At 33.7% G+C, this 18,997-nt stretch carries 19 protein-coding genes and 2 tRNA genes; 18 read left to right on the top strand and 3 right to left on the bottom strand.

What is annotated here, in order from left to right:
• The first annotated feature begins 89 nt into the window (after positions 1–89).
• Positions 90–1,013, top strand: a complete 924-nt coding sequence (locus tag WR164_RS05620; RefSeq protein WP_286136555.1) for a nucleoside hydrolase — start codon at positions 90–92, stop codon at positions 1,011–1,013.
• A gap of 61 nt (positions 1,014–1,074) precedes the next feature.
• Entirely contained in the window at positions 1,075–1,770 is a 696-nt protein-coding gene (locus WR164_RS05615) for a hypothetical protein (protein WP_286136553.1), read from the top strand.
• A gap of 46 nt (positions 1,771–1,816) precedes the next feature.
• Here WR164_RS05615 and WR164_RS05610 read toward each other — a convergent pair.
• A tRNA-Glu gene (locus WR164_RS05610) sits at positions 1,817–1,889 on the bottom strand.
• A gap of 122 nt (positions 1,890–2,011) precedes the next feature.
• On the opposite strand from WR164_RS05610, the gene WR164_RS05605 reads away from it, so the two are divergent.
• The 5 genes from WR164_RS05605 (at position 2,012) to WR164_RS05585 (ending at position 7,663) form a co-directional block, all read left to right on the top strand.
• Positions 2,012–2,084, top strand: a tRNA-Gln gene (locus WR164_RS05605).
• A gap of 80 nt (positions 2,085–2,164) precedes the next feature.
• Complete coding sequence (locus tag WR164_RS05600; RefSeq protein WP_286136552.1) at positions 2,165–3,889, top strand: ABC transporter ATP-binding protein; 1,725 nt, start codon at positions 2,165–2,167, stop codon at positions 3,887–3,889.
• Position 3,890: 1 nt separating this feature from the next.
• Positions 3,891–5,696 carry an ABC transporter ATP-binding protein gene (locus WR164_RS05595; protein WP_286136551.1) on the top strand — a complete coding sequence of 602 codons (1,806 nt, stop codon included), beginning with the start codon at positions 3,891–3,893 and terminating at the stop codon, positions 5,694–5,696.
• 103 nt (positions 5,697–5,799) lie between these two features.
• On the top strand, positions 5,800–6,654 hold the full coding sequence (locus WR164_RS05590) for a VOC family protein (protein WP_286136550.1): 855 nt from the start codon (positions 5,800–5,802) through the stop codon (positions 6,652–6,654).
• 13 nt (positions 6,655–6,667) lie between these two features.
• A complete protein-coding gene (locus WR164_RS05585) occupies positions 6,668–7,663 on the top strand; it encodes a serine hydrolase domain-containing protein (RefSeq protein ID WP_286136549.1) in 996 nt (331 codons plus the stop codon).
• Between the two features lie 71 nt (positions 7,664–7,734).
• On the opposite strand, the gene WR164_RS05580 is transcribed toward WR164_RS05585, so the two are convergent.
• A complete protein-coding gene (locus tag WR164_RS05580) occupies positions 7,735–8,445 on the bottom strand; it encodes a type 1 glutamine amidotransferase (protein WP_286136548.1) in 711 nt (236 codons plus the stop codon).
• A gap of 1 nt (position 8,446) precedes the next feature.
• The gene (locus tag WR164_RS05575; protein ID WP_286136547.1) at positions 8,447–9,793 is read right to left on the bottom strand and encodes a Mur ligase family protein; all 1,347 of its coding nucleotides are present in this window, start codon (positions 9,791–9,793) and stop codon (positions 8,447–8,449) included.
• 211 nt (positions 9,794–10,004) lie between these two features.
• Here WR164_RS05575 and WR164_RS05570 point away from each other — a divergent pair, with 211 nt between their 5' ends.
• The 11 genes from WR164_RS05570 (at position 10,005) to WR164_RS05520 (ending at position 18,984) form a co-directional block, all read left to right on the top strand.
• Positions 10,005–10,589: a thymidine kinase gene (locus WR164_RS05570; protein ID WP_286136546.1), complete on the top strand. Its 585-nt coding sequence runs from the start codon at positions 10,005–10,007 to the stop codon at positions 10,587–10,589.
• Between the two features lie 9 nt (positions 10,590–10,598).
• Entirely contained in the window at positions 10,599–11,690 is a 1,092-nt protein-coding gene (gene prfA / locus WR164_RS05565; RefSeq protein ID WP_286136545.1) for a peptide chain release factor 1, read from the top strand.
• Positions 11,683–12,525 (top strand): peptide chain release factor N(5)-glutamine methyltransferase, encoded by an 843-nt coding sequence (gene prmC / locus WR164_RS05560; protein WP_286136544.1) that lies wholly within the window; start codon positions 11,683–11,685, stop codon positions 12,523–12,525. Before prfA ends, prmC begins: the two co-directional genes overlap by 8 nt.
• Before the next feature lie 11 nt (positions 12,526–12,536).
• Entirely contained in the window at positions 12,537–13,574 is a 1,038-nt protein-coding gene (locus WR164_RS05555) for an L-threonylcarbamoyladenylate synthase (RefSeq protein WP_286136543.1), read from the top strand.
• 16 nt (positions 13,575–13,590) lie between these two features.
• Positions 13,591–14,223, top strand: coding sequence for a uracil phosphoribosyltransferase (gene upp / locus WR164_RS05550; protein WP_286136542.1), 633 nt, complete (start codon positions 13,591–13,593; stop codon positions 14,221–14,223).
• A 181-nt stretch (positions 14,224–14,404) separates the two neighbouring features.
• The gene (atpB, locus tag WR164_RS05545) at positions 14,405–15,121 is read left to right on the top strand and encodes a F0F1 ATP synthase subunit A (RefSeq protein ID WP_286136911.1); all 717 of its coding nucleotides are present in this window, start codon (positions 14,405–14,407) and stop codon (positions 15,119–15,121) included.
• A gap of 27 nt (positions 15,122–15,148) precedes the next feature.
• Positions 15,149–15,361 carry a F0F1 ATP synthase subunit C gene (atpE, locus tag WR164_RS05540; protein ID WP_286136541.1) on the top strand — a complete coding sequence of 71 codons (213 nt, stop codon included), beginning with the start codon at positions 15,149–15,151 and terminating at the stop codon, positions 15,359–15,361.
• A 43-nt stretch (positions 15,362–15,404) separates the two neighbouring features.
• Positions 15,405–15,953: a F0F1 ATP synthase subunit B gene (gene atpF / locus WR164_RS05535; protein WP_286136540.1), complete on the top strand. Its 549-nt coding sequence runs from the start codon at positions 15,405–15,407 to the stop codon at positions 15,951–15,953.
• The gene (gene atpH / locus WR164_RS05530; RefSeq protein ID WP_286136539.1) at positions 15,943–16,485 is read left to right on the top strand and encodes an ATP synthase F1 subunit delta; all 543 of its coding nucleotides are present in this window, start codon (positions 15,943–15,945) and stop codon (positions 16,483–16,485) included. The genes atpF and atpH overlap by 11 nt, the downstream gene beginning before the upstream one ends.
• Positions 16,486–16,514: 29 nt before the next feature.
• Complete coding sequence (gene atpA / locus WR164_RS05525) at positions 16,515–18,047, top strand: F0F1 ATP synthase subunit alpha (protein ID WP_286136538.1); 1,533 nt, start codon at positions 16,515–16,517, stop codon at positions 18,045–18,047.
• 25 nt (positions 18,048–18,072) lie between these two features.
• A complete protein-coding gene (locus WR164_RS05520; RefSeq protein ID WP_286136537.1) occupies positions 18,073–18,984 on the top strand; it encodes a F0F1 ATP synthase subunit gamma in 912 nt (303 codons plus the stop codon).
• Positions 18,985–18,997 lie beyond the last annotated feature (13 nt).

The raw sequence follows: 18,997 nt of genomic DNA, 5'->3' as shown, positions 1-18,997 counted from the left end.
ATTTTTGAAATGAAATTATTATCATGCAATGATTTAACAATGATTAGTGATATAATACAAATAATAAATATTTAAAGGAGTCTTTTTTAATGCATAATGTTTACTACAGTCATGATGGTAATGTTGATGATTTAACTTCCTTATTGTTATTAATGAAAATGAACGATGTTAACGTTTTAGGGGTTGGTGCTATGGGTGCTGATTCATACGTTACACCAGCGGTTGACGCTTCAAGAAGAATTGTTGATCTATTTTCTAAGAACAAAGATTTATCAGTTGCTAAGTCTAATTCAAGGCCAATGCACGAATTCCCTAAGGAGTGGCGATTAGGATCATTTTCATTTGATGATATGCCAATGTTACATGAAAATGGTGGCGAACCAAAAGCAAAATTAGCATCAAAACCTGCTCATTTAGATATTGTTGATAAGTTAAATCATGCTGATGGAAAAGTTACAATGGTTATGACTGGACCCATGAGTGATTTAGCCCGTGCTTTAAAAGTTGATCCTTCAATTGAAAATAAAATTGATCGAATTTATTGGATGGGTGGATCCATGAATAATGAAGGAAATGTCATGGAGCCGGAAGCTGATGGAACCCAAGAATGGAATTCTTATTGGGATTCAGAAGCCGTTAAAACAGTTTTTGACACTAAGATCAAAATTACAATTGTTAGCTTGGATAGTACTAAGCAAGTTCCATTGACTGATGAAGTTAGACAACATTGGGCTAAGGGTAGAAAATATCCTGCATTAGAACTGTTAGGCAGTGGTTTTGCATTAATGCATTCATTTGGTGCTACTTATTATCTATGGGATGATTTAACAATGGTATTAAGTGCATTTCCAGAAATTGCTAATTATAAACATATTAAAGCTGACGTTAAAACAACCGGTAAGGAACAGGGTAGAACATTTATTACTGATCGAGGCCGTGATTTGACTATGGTTACTAGCGTTGATGCAAAAGCATTTTATGATCGAATTGATACACTATGCAAGCGAAAATAACGGGGATTGATTAAAACATTCGATTTGTCTTATAATATGCCTTATACACTGAGGTGAAAACATGAAATCGAATACGATTGCAAGTGAAAAAACACCTGTTTTTTATGTTAAATTAAAAAAATCAGCAATTGATGCCTGGTATTTACCAGATTTAAAAATGAAACCATTAGCTAAGCGAAAGATTCCGAAAGAACTTGTTAAGCGTGAATTTAAAATTGATTCGATTGCTTTTTTTAAAAAACATGTTTGGTATCATTTTGAAACGATGACGACTGATCAAAGTAAAGGCTGGATTCATTATAAGCTTTTTAGAAGAAATTACTGTCGATTGGATGTAGTTCCAATTAAGCGGGAACAAGAATGTTTTTTGGATGAGGATTTAGCAGCCATTAGAATGGTTTTTCAGTACTATGGAGCGCCAGTGTCTTATCACCAATTGATAAATCAAATTAATCATCCCATTGACCTTCATTTCAAACCAAATGATTTATTTGAGATTTTCGTCAATGAAACCGGTTCTTTTGAGGATTTAACTAAAAAGACTTTCAGACGCATTACCCATCAATTGTTGAGATGTCATCCCGTTATAATGTGGATTTCATTATTGAATGGAGATCAATGTCCAATTGTATTAATTGGATTTAATCATCGAACCTTTTTTTATAACGATCCACGAAACGGAAATTTTAATTTAATTAGTCGGGTTCATTTAAATCGAATGTGGAAAAAAGCTGGTTCATTTGCGATTAGCTATTAAAAAAGCTTTCCTAATTATTATAGGAAAGCTTTTTGATTCTTGTTGATAGTCCGTACGGGGCTCGAACCCGTAGCTCCGCCTTGAGAGGGCGACGTCTTAAACCAGTTTGACCAACGGACAATGATATCTAACTCTTAATATTATAGGGAATTAGCATCTGAATGTCAACTTGGCTTGATTCTTATCATTTTTATTGACAGTTGAATTAATAAAAGTTAAAATAATATTTGTCGTTAGTTATTGGGCATTCGCCAAATTGGTAAGGCGGCGGACCCTGGATCCGCAATGTACTGGTTCGAACCCAGTATGCCCAATCAATTAGAATTGAAAGTCGTTGCTAATCTTAGCAACGGCGTTTTTTTATATTAAACTAAATAGGAAGTGAAGTGAGGTCATGCTAAGTCTTTGTAAACGTTATTTGGTTTGGTGGGCAGTCGTTTTAGCTGTCGCTTTTTTAATTATTCAAGTATCTTGTGATCTTTATTTACCAACCATGACAGCTAGTATTATTGATAGTGGAATTGCAAAGGGCAACTTGAGTTATATTTGGACTCAGGGGATTAAAATGCTTGGAGTTTCATTTATCGGTATTATTGCTGCCGGCGGTAATATTTTCTTTGCTGCTACCCAGTCACAAAAAATGGGTCGAAAAATTCGTTCTGCTATGTATAGAAAAGTTTTATACTTTGCTGACCAGGATTTGGATCAATTTGGTGATGCATCATTAATAACTAGATCAACGAATGATGTTGTTCAAATTCAATACGTAATGATCAGTGTATTAAGAATGATGTTTATGGCGCCCATTATGTTAATTGGTGCAATCTTCCTTGCATATACTAAGAGTCCTCGGTTAACAATTGTTTTTCTCGTTGCATTGCTGATTTTAGCAGTGATCGTAGTTGCAATCATGCGGTATGCAGTTCCGCTATTTAGAAAATTACAAAAACAAACTGATAAGATTAATTTGACTTTTAGAGAAGGGCTAACCGGTGTAAGGGTGATTAGAGCTTTTAATCGTGATCCATATGAGCAAAAAAGGTTTAATCAAAATAATTTAGGCTATCGTTCATTAGGAATTAAAGTTTTCATGTTAGTGTCACTACTATTTCCTATTATGACGTTTATCCTTGATGGTACTAACATCGGAATTGTTTGGTTTGGTGGTAAAATGATTTCTCATTCAACATTAGTTGTTGGAAATCTAGTTGCTTTCATGACTTATTCAACTCAAATTTTAATGAGTTTTATGATGCTTGCAATGATTTTTGTCTTCATTCCGAGGGCTGCCGCATCTGCATCCAGAATTAAAGATGTTCTAGACGTTGATAATTCGATTCTTGATCCCCAGAAATCAGCAGAGCAAAATTTTTCCAATGCTGAATTACAATTTAAGGATGTTAATTTTAGGTATTCAAATGATGAACCGATGGCTCTGCAAAATATTAATTTTCATGCTAAAGCTGGTCAAACGGTTGCTATTATTGGTAGCACTGGATCAGGAAAATCTAGTTTAATTAACTTAATTCCACGGCTATATGATGTTACAAGTGGTGAAATCGATGTTGATGGTACCCCCATCAAAAAAATGACACAGTCTGAATTACATCAACATATTTCAATTACCCAGCAAAAAGCAGTTCTATTTACTGGAACGGTAAGAAGTAATATGAAAATGGGAAATGAAAATGCATCTGATGATGATATTTGGCATGCTTTAGATCTTGCTGAAGCTAGTGAATTTGTTAAAGAAGCCGGTGGGCTAGGTGCTAAAGTTGATCAAAATGGTGATAATTTCTCAGGTGGACAAAAGCAACGGTTAGCAATTGCTAGAACCATTATTAAAAAAGCATCAATTTACATTTTTGATGATTCGTTCTCAGCCTTAGATTTTAAAACCGATGCAAAATTAAGGGATAAGTTAAGGCATGATTCATTAATTCAAAAAGCAGTTTTAGTAATTGTTGCCCAAAGAGTTTCAACCATTGCTAACGCTGATATGATTATCATTTTAGACCATGGTAAAATTGTTGGTCGTGGAACTAATCAAGAATTGAAGGATCATAATCCTTATTATCAATCTATTTTGAACTCTCAATTGAAAAAGGAGGGAAAATAGGATGAAGAGAAAGAATAAACCAAATAATTTTTGGCATTCAACGTGGCGATTATTAAGCTATTTAAAGCCTTGGAAAATTGGAATGCTTTTTGTGGTTCTATTTGCTTTATTGTCAGTTATTTTTCAAACCGTTGCTCCTAAAATTTTGGGGGAAGCTACTACCGTAATTTATAATGGCATTAAAAAGGGCATTATTGAAAGAAAATCTGGAATTCATTTTGGGTCAATTCCAATTGATTTTACAATGATTTCTCATATCTTAATTACAGTGGCAGTTATTTATTTACTATCTGCTTTATCAGGAATTGCCCAACAACTTATTATGACGAACATTTCACAAAATGTAGTCTATAAATTGCGACGCGATTTAAAAGATAAGATGCAGAAATTACCAATGGCTTATTATGATAATCACTCTAATGGTGATATTATGTCACGTGCGATTAATGATATTGATAACGTTTCGACAATGTTGCAAAATAATTTAAATCAATTTATAAATAGTGTTTTTACATTTATTGGTGTCTTGTACATGATGTTAACGGTTAGTTGGCAATTAACATTGGTTGCTTTATCAACAATTCCACTAATCCTTTTAGTCGTTGCCATTTTAGCACCCCGTTCACAGCGATACTTTAGTAAACGTCAGCGCTATTTAGGGGTTGTTAATGGTAAGGTTGAAGAGGATTTTGCTGGTCATAACATCATTAAAACGTTTAATCGTGAACAGGATAAAATTGATGATTTCGAAAAACAAAATCAAAAATATTATGACATGTCGTGGCGGGCTGAATTTATTTCTAGTTTCATGTTTCCATTAATGAATTTTATTAAAAACTTAGATTATGTTTTCGTAGCTATTATTGGTGGAATTAAAGTTATTAACGGAACAATTACATTAGGTAATGTTCAAGCATTTTTGCAATATACGAATATGTTTAACCAACCAATTTCACAATTGGCTAACTTAACCAGTACAATTCAATCAACCATTGCATCTGCTGAAAGAATTTTTAATATTTTAGATGAACCGGAAATGCAACCCATTCATCCTAATATTCCGACAATTAAGGATGATAGCAAGATTGATTTTCAACACGTTGACTTTAAATATCTACCAGATCGCCCATTGATTAAAGATTTTAATTTAAAGGTTAAACCACATTCAACGGTTGCCATTGTTGGTCCAACCGGTGCTGGTAAAAGTACGATTATTAATTTATTGGAACGTTTTTATAATATTCAATCTGGTTCGATTAAATTAGATGGTAAGGATATTAGAAATATGTCGATGAAAGAATTAAGAAGTCATATTTCGATTGTTCTACAGGACAGCTGGTTATTTACGGGAAGCATTTATGATAATATTAAATATGGAAATTTAAATGCGACACCTGATGATGTTTATCAAGCTGCTAAAGAAGCTCAAGCCGATGAATTTATTAAACAACTACCGGATGGGTATCATACAATTTTGAATGAAGAGGCTTCTAACGTTTCACAAGGACAACGCCAATTAATTACAATTGCCCGTGCATTTATTTCTAATCCTGAAATTTTGATTTTAGATGAAGCAACTAGTTCCGTTGACACTAAGACAGAAACGTTGATTCAAAATGCAATGGATCGTTTAATTCAGGGACGAACGAGTTTTGTTGTTGCCCATCGATTATCGACCATTCAAAATGCTGATAAGATTATTGTGATGAATCATGGATCAATTATTGAAACTGGAACCCATAAATCATTAATGAAGAAGAATGGATTCTATGCTGACATGTATAATTCACAATTCAGTCATGCATAATAAATAAAGGGATAGTTAGCGGTTAACTATTCTTTTTTTATACATAAATGACGTTAAGATGATAAAATAAGAATATAAGTAAATTTTTAAAGGGAGACTATGCATGGAATATAAAATACCAGTAAATGCTAGTGTAGGATTGGTTGCCTTAAGAATTGACAATTTGAACCAAATGATTGATTTTTATACTAAAGTAATTGGATTATCCTTGTTAAAGAGGACCGAACGAGAGGCATACTTAGGAATTGATTCTTCAAATAAAGTATTGATTAGCTTGCGTCGAGTTCAGCATCCAGAAATAGTTAAAAATGAGACTGGTATGGCATCATTTTCAATTGTTTTACCCGATAATGATGATTTTAAAAAATGTTTAGTTCATATTAATAATTTAGGAATTAAACTTTCTGATATTTATCAGAATGGTTATTATGATATTGTGAAATTAATTGACCCTGAAGGGAATCACATTGTTTTAGAATTTAAAAAATTTCATTCAGATTTAGACGTCAAGGACATTAATCTTTTTGATATTAATGCTAAGAAAATCAAATTGAATGATTATTTAGAAGATTTTAATGCCAAGAGCAAATTACTACCAAGTTCTGCGTTCCTGGGTTGGATTAATATTTTTGTATCCAATCTTTCTAAATCAATTAAATTTTATCATGATCAATTAGGGTTAAAAGTATGTTTTAATCATGATAAGACAGCAGCTATTCTGACAACCGAAAATGAACGCCGCCAAATTGTTTTAACTGAAAAGAATGACCTGAGTCCTAGAAAAACGGAAGTATTAGGCTTAGATTATATTAATTTTAAATTTAATACGGCGCTAGAATTAACTCAGCTTGCTAACCATTTGGAAAACGGAAATAATGAGTATAAATATATTAAAGAAGACGGCTTCCTATTTGTCATAGATCCCGATGATATGAACGTTAGTTTTTCAATAATTTAATCTGGTGATAATTTTGAAATTTAAGAAAACAATTAATGCAGTGCATAGTTTAGTTGATAATCACATTATTCCAGGGGCGACTTATGCAATTATTGATCATGATCAGGTTCATTCCGAAGTAATTGGTAATAAGGAATTAGTCCCAAGGAAAATTAAATTACATTCAAATCAAATTTATGATTTAGCGTCATTAACAAAGGTGGTAGGAACCACGAATGTTATCCTTCAGTTAATTCAACAGCAAAAATTAAAAACTGGTGATTCAATTAGTAAGTATTTACCAGAATGGAAATATCCGAAGGTGTTAGTCAGACATTTATTAACCCATACTTCTGATATCGAAGGTTATATCCCTAATCGTAATCAGTTGCCTGCAAAAAAACTGTTAAAAGCAATTTTGGGCCTGCATGTTGGACCTTATTTTGATCGGAAGGTCATCTATTCTGATTATAATTTTATTCTTTTGGGATTGATTGCTAAACGAATTATGAAAAAACCAATTCAACAATTAATTAAAGAAATGGTTTTTGAACCGTTGAAAATGAATGATAGTTCTTTTAACCCGACCGATAAAAAACGTTGCGTTCCGACTCAATATACGTCCCATGGTTTAGTTCAAGGAACCGTTGATGATCCGAAAGCACAAATCTTAGGAGCGGATTGTGGTTCGGCGGGGATGTTTAGTACCCTTCATGATTTAGCAAAATTTGTTCATAGTATTGCCCATCCAAATGCAAATCCAATTTTGACTAAAAAAACGATTGATGAATTGTTTATTGACCATACTAGCACTGGCAATTTAGGCCGCTCATGGGGCTGGCGAGTCATTAAGAATCAGAATGAAAATTATATCTGGCAGGGTGGCTATACTGGCACATTCATTATTATTGATCGGCAACATGATCGTTCGATGATTTTCCTATCTAATCGAATTCATCCGAAGGCACCGAATGAAAAGTATATTCCTTTGCGGGATCAAATTGTTAGAATTTTTGCAAATGAAAAATAAAAATAGTCAGCAAAAAAGCATCCAGTTAAATTCATAACTGGATGCTCTTTTTAACTTTTGATATTTTAAATTTAAAACGTTGCAGGAATTTTAAGACTTGCTTGTTGACTAAAATCTTGGCCAGGATATTTTTGCTTGAGCGCACTGATTAACATGTGCTTAGCAATTTGTCCGTTGCGGGCTAAAATTGGTCCATGAAAGTACGTGCAATAGGTGTTTTTATAAATGGCACCTTCAGTTCCATCTTCACCGTTGTTACCATGGCCTTTAATAACTTCACCAAGTGGTTTTTCATTTTTAGACAAAAATGTAATTCCCTGATGATTTTCAAAGCCATGGTAAACTTCACCATTTTCACTATTTTTAATTTCAATATTACCAATAAATCGATGGTTTTCTTGTTGGCCAGTATAGTGATCTAACGCACCAGTGCCTTGAATCTTTTCACCTTTAGCACCAATATAATATTTGCCAATTAATTGGTATCCACCACATATAGCAACCATTGGTTTACCTTCATGAATAAACTTATTTATTTCTTCTTTTTTGGTTTGAATATCTTTAGAGACAATGGTTTGTTCAAAATCCTGACCACCACCAAAGACGGCCATATCATAATCGGATGCTTTAAAATCATTATCTAAACTGACGACGTTAGACGAAACGTCAACTCCCATTTGTTTGCCATAATATTTTAAAACTAAAACGTTACCTAAATCACCATATGTGTTCATTAAATCACCATATAAATGGGCAATTCTAAGTGAATATTTAGCACTCATTTTAAAAGCCTCCTTTGATATATCCCTTTTCAGCAAGATGCTTTCTAACTTGTAACATTGCAGTGTAAGTGGCAAGGATGTATACACGTTTTGTTGGTAAACTAGGAATACCATCAACGACTTTTTCTAGATCTGGTTGCACCGTATGGATATTTTCATTAACCCCAGCAACTTTCAACCTGAAAGTAATGTCTCGGTATCGTTCACCACCAGTAATGTATTTCTTAATATTCATATGTGGCAATCGTTCAAAATCACCATCCCAAATCCAGCTGGTGTCAATTCCATCAGCATAGTTAGCATTTAATAATCCAATGAATGAAAATGGTTCCTTATCAGTTGATATCATATCAATGACTTGATTTAGGCCAACGGGATTTTTAACTAAAATAATAGTAACTTTTTTACCATTAACATTAATCTCTTCCTGACGACCGAAGACATGTTCATTACTTTGAAATGCTTGTTGAATTGCTTCCGGTTCAACCCCCATAAAACGACCAACTGTATATGCAGCTAACGCATTATAGATATTGTAAACTCCGCCAATATCGATTGTTAATTGATGACCGTCAATTTCAAACGTGGATGAAGTCGGGGTTAAATGATCAATTTGATCTAGGTGGTAATTTAATTCGGGACGATGATATCCACAATGAGGGCAGAAATAATCACCAAGATTACTGTACGAAATATAATGATAATGCAAAATATTATGACAGTTTGGACAAATGACACCGTCAGTATTTGGCTTTGCCTTCATATCTTGTGATTCATCGTGGTTCTTAAATCCATAGTAAATTTTAGGATTAGGAAGCTTAACTGAATTAAAGATTGATGCATCGCCATTAGCAATAATGGTTGCTTTCGGTGCTAATTTAATTCCGTTGATGATTTTTTTATAGGTGGTATAAATTTCACCATAACGATCCATTTGATCCCTAAAAATATTGGTTAAAACGAATGCAATGGGTTTAATATATTTGGTGACCTTAACAACGTTAGCTTCATCGACTTCAAGTACTGCCACTGGTTTTTGAGTCTTAGGCTTCTTAGCCTCTAAAAAGGTGGTTACAATTCCCTGTTCCATATTGGAGCCTGACGGATTAGTTAAGATTTGATTAAATTTCTTTTTTAACACCTGGGTTGTAATGGCTGTTGTTAATGTTTTGCCATTGGTTCCTGTGACGATGATAACCCTGTAATTAGCGCCTAAATGCTTTAATACCTTTGGGTCAATTTGAGTGGTGATTTTTCCTGGAAAGGAGCTACCACCATGAAAAAAATTGTGTAAAATCCAATATGAAGATTTACCCGCAACTTCTGCAAGTGAACTTCTAAATGACATCCTATTTCCTCCTTCATCCGTTAGAATAACATTACATTAAATGAACATTATATCAAAGATAACAAAAAAATTTTACCATAATTTAAGCTGAATAGTTCTAATCATGCTTGTTTCCATTTAGATATTATTAAAACCATTCCTTTACATGTCGAAATTCGATTTTAAATCGACTATAATTAGAAATAGAGTTTCCAGGAGGGATGATTTGAATATGGCTCAATTATTTTTTCGCTATGGAGCAATGAATAGTGGTAAAACAATTGATATTATTAAGGTAGCACATAATTATGAAGAACAAGGCAAACCAGTTATTATTATGACAAGCGCTAAGGACACTAGAGAAAAACCTGGTACAATTACATCAAGGATTGGTTTAAGCCGTTCTGCTTACCCAATTTACGATCAGACGGATGTATTAAAGGTAGTTAAAAAGGTCAATCCAAATGCTCATTGTATTTTAGTGGATGAAGCTCAATTTTTAAATAAAAAGCAAATCATAGAATTTGCCAAGGTGGTTGATGGGTTGAATATTCCTGTCATGACTTTTGGTTTAAAGAATGACTTTCAAAATAATTTATTTGAGGGCTCTAAGTATTTGCTTTTATATGCTGATAAAATTGAAGAAATGAAAACCATTTGCTGGTTCTGTGATCGAAAGGCCATCATGAATTTACGATTTCATGATCATAAACCGGTATATGAAGGTGAACAGATTCAAGTTGGTGGTAATGAATCCTATTATCCAGTTTGTAGAAGGCACTATTTTAATCCACCACATGATTTAATCGGAAAGTGAGATGTAAACGTGAGTAAATTAGATAAAATATTTGATAAATTAGATTCAGTTGTGGATCGTTATAACGAATTAAACGAATTAATTAGTGATCCAGAAGTGATTGCGGACACACCTAAGTTTACTAAACTATCCAAAGAAGAGGGTAGTATTCGTGATATTGTGGCTGAATATAAAAAATATAAAGACGTTGTAAAACAAATTAATGATGACGATGAGATGTTGCATGAAAAATTAGACAGTGATTTTGAATCCCTAGTGAAGGATGAATTGAACGGTTTAACTGATAAAAAACAACAGCTAGAGCATCAATTAAAATTGATGTTAATTCCTAAAGATCCAAATGATGATAAAAATATCATTATGGAAATTAGGGGAGCAGCTGGAGGTGATGAAGGAAGCCTGTTTGCTGCTGATCTTTTTAATATGTATACCAAATATGCTGATAGTCAGGGATGGAAAGTTGAAGTCCTTGATGAAAATCCAACTGATGTTGGTGGATTCAAAGAAATTGATATCATGATTAGTGGAAAAAAGGTATATTCAAAATTGAAGTATGAAAATGGTGCCCATCGTGTTCAAAGAGTCCCAATTACTGAATCGTCAGGCCGTTTACAAACTTCAACTGCTACCGTTGGTGTAATGCCAGAACAGCAGGATGTTAATATTAAAATTAATCCAAAAGATATTAAAACTGATGTTTATCGTTCATCAGGAGCTGGTGGACAACATGTTAATAAGACTTCTTCAGCCGTTCGGATGACTCATCTACCGACTGGAATTGTAGTTGCCATGCAGGATGAACGTTCACAGCAACAGAATCGTGCTAAAGCAATGCAAGTTTTAAAATCCAGGGTTTATAATTATTATAAACAAGCTTCTGATGCTAAATATGACCAGGAACGTAAATCTGCCATTGGAACGGGTGATCGTTCAGAACGAATTAGAACCTATAATTATCCTCAAAATAGGGTTACCGATCATCGAATCGGTTTAACTGTTAATAATTTAGATAAAGTGATGGATGGCGATTTAGAAGGTATCATCAGTGCATTAATCGTATCTGATCAGGCTAAGAAATTAGATAAATTAACCAATGAGTAATCAAATTACTTTTTTTCAGGCTAGAAAAAAAGCAGCTAATCTGATTCGAGTTAATCATTTGGATCCTGACGTTGCAAGGTATTTATTATGTGAGCAATTTCACTTTTCAAATACAGATTTATTAATGCACAATCGGACGTTTATGTCTAATTATCAAAAAAGAACTTATTTTGATGGTATTAAGCGGTTTCTAAATGGTGAGCCACCGCAATATATTATTGGTCATGCACCGTTCTATGGTTATGATTTTTTTGTTAATCGTCATGTTTTAATTCCGCGAATGGAAACAGAAGAATTAGTGGATTGGCTATTGAAATCATTTGATAACCGTCCGCTGAAGGTAATTGATATTGGAACTGGTAGTGGCGCCATCGCAATTGCTTTAAAATTAAAGCGGAATCAATGGAGTGTGTATGCTTCTGATATATCACAACCAGCATTGAATGTTGCAGAACAAAATGCTAAAAAGCACCATGCGGATATTCAATTTCTTAAAAGTGATTTATTTAATCAAATTAATGTTTATGATTTTGATATTGTAATATCTAATCCACCATACGTTGCTCATAATGAAATTAAATATATGGACCAAAGCGTTTTAAATCATGAACCGAATTTAGCACTATTTGCTCAGAATAATGGGTTAGCCATTTATCAAAAATTAGCGAAGGATGTTCAATTATATACAAAAAAGCATGCTAATATTTTCTTAGAGATTGGTTTTAAACAGCGTTATTCAGTTAATCAAATTTTTAAGCAATATTTACCTAAGGCTAAAATTGAAAATAAAAATGATATTTCCAATCATCCGAGAATGGTTCGAATTATCTATTAGGGGGTTATTTTTTGGAAACTAGAATATATAAATCGAGCGAACTAAAACAAGCTGCTCAAGATATCAAGGATGGTAAATTAGTTTCGTTCCCAACCGAAACCGTTTATGGATTAGGAGCGGATGCTACTAATGTTTCAGCTGTTAAAAACGTGTTTAAAGCAAAGGGACGCCCAGCAGACAATCCATTAATTGTTCATGTTGATAGTATTAAGATGGTTGAAAAGTATGCTGAACCGTTATCTGATAAAGCTAAGAAATTAATTCAAACTTTTTGGCCTGGACCTTTAACAATTATTTTTAATTTAAAACCCAATGTTCTATCAAAAGTTGTTACAGGTGGTTTAACGACGGCTGCTTTTAGAAATCCTAGAAATAAAGTTACTTTAGGATTAATTGAAGAGGCTGATACACCGATTGTTGGGCCTTCAGCTAATACATCTGGAAAACCAAGCCCAACGACTGCGCAGCATGTTTATCATGATTTAAAGGGTAAGATTGCTGGTATTTTGGACGACGGACATACCGACGTGGGTGTTGAATCAACCGTTTTGGATATGTCATCTAAAAATCCAGCAATTTTAAGACCGGGAGCTGTTACTGCTGGAGAAATTGCTAAAGTAATTGGACCGGTGGAAGATACCGCTAAATTGCATCGTGTTAAAAATAGTAAAGAAATTCCAAAGGCACCAGGCATGAAATATAAACATTATGCTCCTAACGCCCAAGTTTACGTTGTTGATCATCCTAATATGTTTAATGAGGCTGTTCACTGGGCTGGTGAACAAAATGTTAAAGTTGGTGTAATGGCAATTGATAGCATTTTAAATCAAATTAATTGGCCTGATAATGTTGAAACATATAGTTTAGGCTCTGATGTAAAGAGTGCAAGTCATTTATTATTTGCCGGTTTACGTCATTTTGACAATGAGCCAGAGGTTAAATCCATTTTAGCTGAAGCATTTAAAGCAAATGGCTTAGGTGAAGCATACATGAACCGTTTAAATAAGTCAGCAGGGCAAGTTCATTTTGGACAAGATCATAATAAATAGAAAGGTTAGATATTAGATGAGTAATTTCAGGGTTATGAATCACCCATTGATTCAACATAAGTTAACGATTATTAGGAATAAGGATTGTGGAACCAAAGAATTTCGTGAAGTCGTTAATGAAATTTCCAGATTATTGGCATTTGAAGTTTCTCATGAAATGCCCTTAAAGAATGTTCAAGTAAAAACACCAATGGGTATAGCTAAATCCAAAGCTCTAGCTGGTAAGAAAGTTGCCATTGTTCCAATTTTAAGAGCTGGTCTTGGGATGCTCGATGGTGTTTTAGATTTAATTCCCGCAGCTAAAGTGGGCTTTATTGGGATGTATCGTGATGAAAAAACGTTTAAACCACATGAATATTTTTGCAAATTACCATCTGATATTGCTGATCGACAAATTTTTGTTATTGATCCCATGCTTGCAACTGGTGGAACCGCCATTATGACGATTAACGCACTTGTTCAACACGGTGCCAATCCATCTAATATTAAATTTGTATGTATTGTTGCTGCACCAGAAGGGGTTAAAGCTTTAGAAAATGCCCATCCAAAACTAAATATCTATGCTGCCGCATTAGATGATCATCTAGAAAACGGATACATTGTTCCTGGACTTGGTGATGCCGGTGATCGTTTATACGGAACTAAATAGTTGCCGAATTAATTTCGACAACTTTTTTTCTATTAAATGGACCCTTTGCTTTGAATTTAATTTTAAATGATGGTAACATTTTTTTAGTGTATTTATTGGATAGATAGATATACTGAATTTAATTCTGATTGTGACATCTGGGTATCTCACTAAATATCCGGTGGGGTTACGAAAAGAGGTGATATCTTTGGAAGTACCTTCCACCTTTAAGATGTTTGGATTAACCTTTACTAGTGTTAATATGATTTCTGCTACTTTAGCAGCCATAATTGTTTTTCTTGTTATTTTTGCTTTATCAAGAAATTTACAATTAAGACCGACAAAGCGTCAGAATGTATTGGAATGGATGGCTGATTTTACAAATGGAATCGTTAAGGGTTCTATCGAAGGATCTAATGCAAAAGCATTTAATCTGTTTGCATTTGTATTATTCTTCTTCATCTTTATTTCTAATCAACTGGGCTTATTTATTCAAGTTGCTTGGAATGGAGAAACATATATCAAAAGTCCAACGGCTGATCCAATTATCACATTAACTTTGGCCTTGATATCACTTACATTAGCTCACTTTGCAGGAGTTATGAAGTTTGGCTTTAAAAAGTATTTTACAAATACCTATTTCAAGCCATTCGTATGGTGGTTGCCAATTAGTGTTTTCGAAGAATTTACTAACTTTCTAACGTTAGGTCTTCGTATTTTTGGTAATATTTTCGCTGGTGAAATGCTTTTAAAGCTCATTGCTAACTTTGCTGTTCCCCATGGTATTATCATGATGGTTGCTATGGCTCCATTTGAATTGGCATGGCAAGGCTTTTCAGTATTTCTAGGTAGTATCCAAGCATTTGTCTTTGTAACTTTGACATCTGTATATATTTCTCAGAAAATTCAATCTGAGTAATAAAATTTTTTAAGGAGGAATTTAACTATGGGAGCAATTGCTGCTGGTATTGCTATGGCTGGCGCCGCCATTGGTGGTGGTGTTGGTGATGGTATCGTTATTTCTAAGATGCTAGAAGGTATGGCTAGACAGCCTGAATTATCTGGTCAATTAAGAATTAACATGTTCATTGGTGTTGGTTTAGTTGAAGCTATGCCTATTATCGCCTTCGTTGTTTCTTTACTTGTAATGAACAAGTAATTTCAAAAGTGTTTAAAATGATGCAAAAAGGAGGTGTCAATAGATGCTTTCACATTTGTTTTTAAGCAGTTTAAGCCATTCATTAGTTAGCGGAACAAGTAATGGCTTATATATTGGTGATGCTGTATATATTGCTGTCCTATTCATTATTTTAATGTGGCTTGTCAAACTCGTTGCATGGAAGCCATTGAATGAAATGCTTAAGAAACGTTCTGACAAGATCACTAATGATATGGATTCTGCCGAAAAACTTCACAAAGAAGCTGATGATTTAGCTAGTCAACGTCGTGATGCATTAAGCAGATCCCATGCTGATGCAACTAAGATTGTTAATGATGCTAAAAGTGCTGGACAACAACAAAGAACCGATATTATTAATGCCGCTAATGAAGATTCTAAGAATCTAAAAGCTTCTGCTAAAAAGGATATTGCTCAAGAAAGACAAGATGCTTTATCTAACGCTAAAAATGATGTGGCAGATTTATCTATTGAAATTGCTTCTAAAATCATTCAAAAAGAATTGAAAGCTGACGATCAAAAGAAGTTAATTAATTCTTACATTGAAGGGTTGGGAAAGCAAAATGATAGATAAAATTACAGTTGCAAAACGTTATTCAAAAGCAATTTTTGAGTTGTTTAATGCTGATAATAAACTAGATGAAGGTTATCAAGAATTAAATCAATTAAAGACTATTTTTGATCAAAATCCTAAACTAGTTTCACTATTATCTAGTGTCAGTTACCCAACGAATGATAAAAATAAATTAATCAGTGCTTTGGTTGATGGTACATCATCTAAGTATGTAAAAAATTTAATTCAAATGACTTGCGATTACGGTCGAATTAGTGATATTCCAGCAATCGTTGATCAATTTAATCATCAATATGATGAAGCTAAGAGTATTGTTCACGCTGATGTGATCAGTGCAATTAAACTTGACCAAGATGAATTAGATCATTTATCAAACGCCTTTGCTAAACGCGTCGGCGCTAATAAAGTTATTTTTAATACTAAAGTCGATCAAAGTATCATTGGTGGTATTATTATTAAATCATCAAATATTATCTTTGACGGGAGTGTTCGAACTAAGATTAATCGTGTTAGACAGCTCTTGTTAAATTAATAGTATTTATTAAGAGAGGTGAAATTTCTATGAGCATTAAAGCTGAAGAAATCAGCTCTTTAATCAAACAACAATTATCTAATTACAAGGATGAACCATCAGTTGACGAAACTGGTGTTGTCACCTACGTTGGTGATGGAGTTGTTCGTGCTAACGGTTTAGACAATGCGTTGTCTGGTGAATTGCTCAAATTTGAAAACGGGGCTTATGGAATGGTTCAAAACCTTGAAAGCAATAATGTTGGTATTGTTGTTTTAGGAGATTTTGATACTATTCGTGAAGGTGATACCGTTAAAAGAACGGGTCATATCATGGAAGTTCCCGTCGGAAAGAATATGATTGGAAGAGTCGTTAATTCTCTAGGTCAAGCTATTGACGGAAAAGGCGATATTCAAACCGATCAATCTAATCCAATTGAAAAAAAGGCTCCTGGCATTATGGCACGTCAAAGTGTTAGCCAACCTTTACAAACAGGTATTAAATCAATTGATTCATTAATTCCAATTGGCCGTGGTCAACGTGAATTAATTATTGGTGATAGAAAAACTGGTAAGACTTCAATTGCCATTGATACAATTTTGAATCAAAAGAATCAAAATATGATTTGTATCTATGTTGCCATTGGTCAAAAGGATTCAACCGTAAGACAACAAGTTAATACATTACAACGTTATGGTGCAATGGATTATACCATTGTAATGTCTGCCGGTCCTTCTGAACCAGCACCATTACTATACATTGCTCCTTATGCTGGTGCTGCAATGGGTGAATACTTCATGGATCAAGGTAAAGATGTTTTAATTATTTATGATGATTTAACTAAGCAAGCCAATGCATATCGTGAATTGTCATTAATTCTTCGTCGACCACCTGGCCGTGAAGCTTATCCTGGTGATATTTTCTATACTCATTCTCGTTTATTAGAACGTGCTGCTAAGTTAAGTGATAAAAACGGTGGCGGTTCAATGACTGCTTTACCAATTGTTGAAACCCAAGCTGGTGATGTATCTGCATACATTCCAACCAATGTTATTTCAATTACTGATGGACAGATTTTCTTGAATTCAGATATGTTCTATTCAGGTGATCGTCCAGCCATTGATGCCGGTACTTCTGTTTCACGTGTTGGTGGTGATGCTCAAATTAAGGCAATGAAGACTGTTACTGGTACATTACGATTAGATTTAGCTTCATATCATGAATTACAATCATTTGCTCAATTTGGTTCTGATTTAGATGATGCTACTAGAGCTAAACTAGATCGTGGTGCTAGAACCGTTGAAGTTCTAAAGCAACCACTTCATTCACCAATTCCAGTTGAAAAACAAGTTTTGATCTTGTATTGCCTAACTAATGGTTTCTTAGATAAAGTTGCTGTTGATGACATTTTAAGATATCAAAATGAAATCTTTGAATATTTTGATGCATCTCACAAAGATTTATTAGACACCATTAAAAAGACTGGTAATTTACCTGATACAGATAAATTAAACAGTGCAATTAAAGATTTTGAAGGCAATTTTCAACCAAGCAAAGCTGATAAAAAAGAAGACAATAAATAACTAACTTGAAGGACGGTGAGAAATAATGGCTGAATCAATGAATGATGTTAAGCATCGTATTGCTTCTACAAAACAGACTAGACAAATTACGACCGCAATGGAAATGGTTTCAACTGCAAAGTTGAATCAAATTCAAAAACATTCTGTTTCATATGAAGCATATGTTTCTCAAGTTAAAGCAGTTGTAATGCATTTAGCTCAGTCTCATTTATTAGATCAATTAAACTCCTCAAGTAATGCTAATTCAAAGCAGTCTAATTCTGCTAAGAAGGTTGCATATCTAGTTATTACGTCTGATCGTGGTATGGTTGGAAGTTATAATAGTAATGTCATTCGTGGAACTAACCGATTTATTGAAAAACATACCCCTAATTCTAATGATTACATGGTTCTAGCAGTTGGTAAGAATGGTGCCGAATTCTATAAGAAACGCAATGTTAACGTTGCTTATGAATATAGCGGTGTTTCTGATATTCCAACATTTAGTGAAATCAAAACGATTGTTAAAACCATTTCTTCTATGTTTGATAATCATGTTTTTGATGAATTATATGTATGTTACAGTCACTTTGTAAATCGGATGCGATCAGACTTCCGTGCTGAAAAAATGTTGCCAATGGATAGTAAAGCATTTGAAAATGGGCAAAGTGGAGATGTCAAACCTGCAAAAATTAGTGCAGAATATGATGTTGAACCTGATGCTTCATCAGTTTTAAATGTTATTATTCCACAATATACTGAAAGTTTAGTATTTGGTGCCATTTTAGATGCTAAGACCTCTGAACATGCTTCAAGTTCCACTGCAATGAGTTCTGCTTCTGATAATGCTAATGATTTGATTTCTTCTTTGCAGTTGAAATATAATCGTGCTAGACAAGCTGCTATTACCACTGAAATTACTGAAATTGTTGGTGGTCAAGAAGCTTTGAAACATTAATGATGGGAGGATA

It is taken from the genome of Philodulcilactobacillus myokonensis, from assembly GCF_027923585.1.
Taxonomy (GTDB): Bacteria; Bacillota; Bacilli; order Lactobacillales; family Lactobacillaceae; genus Philodulcilactobacillus; species Philodulcilactobacillus myokonensis.
This window is presented reverse-complemented; position numbering and strand designations above follow the sequence as displayed.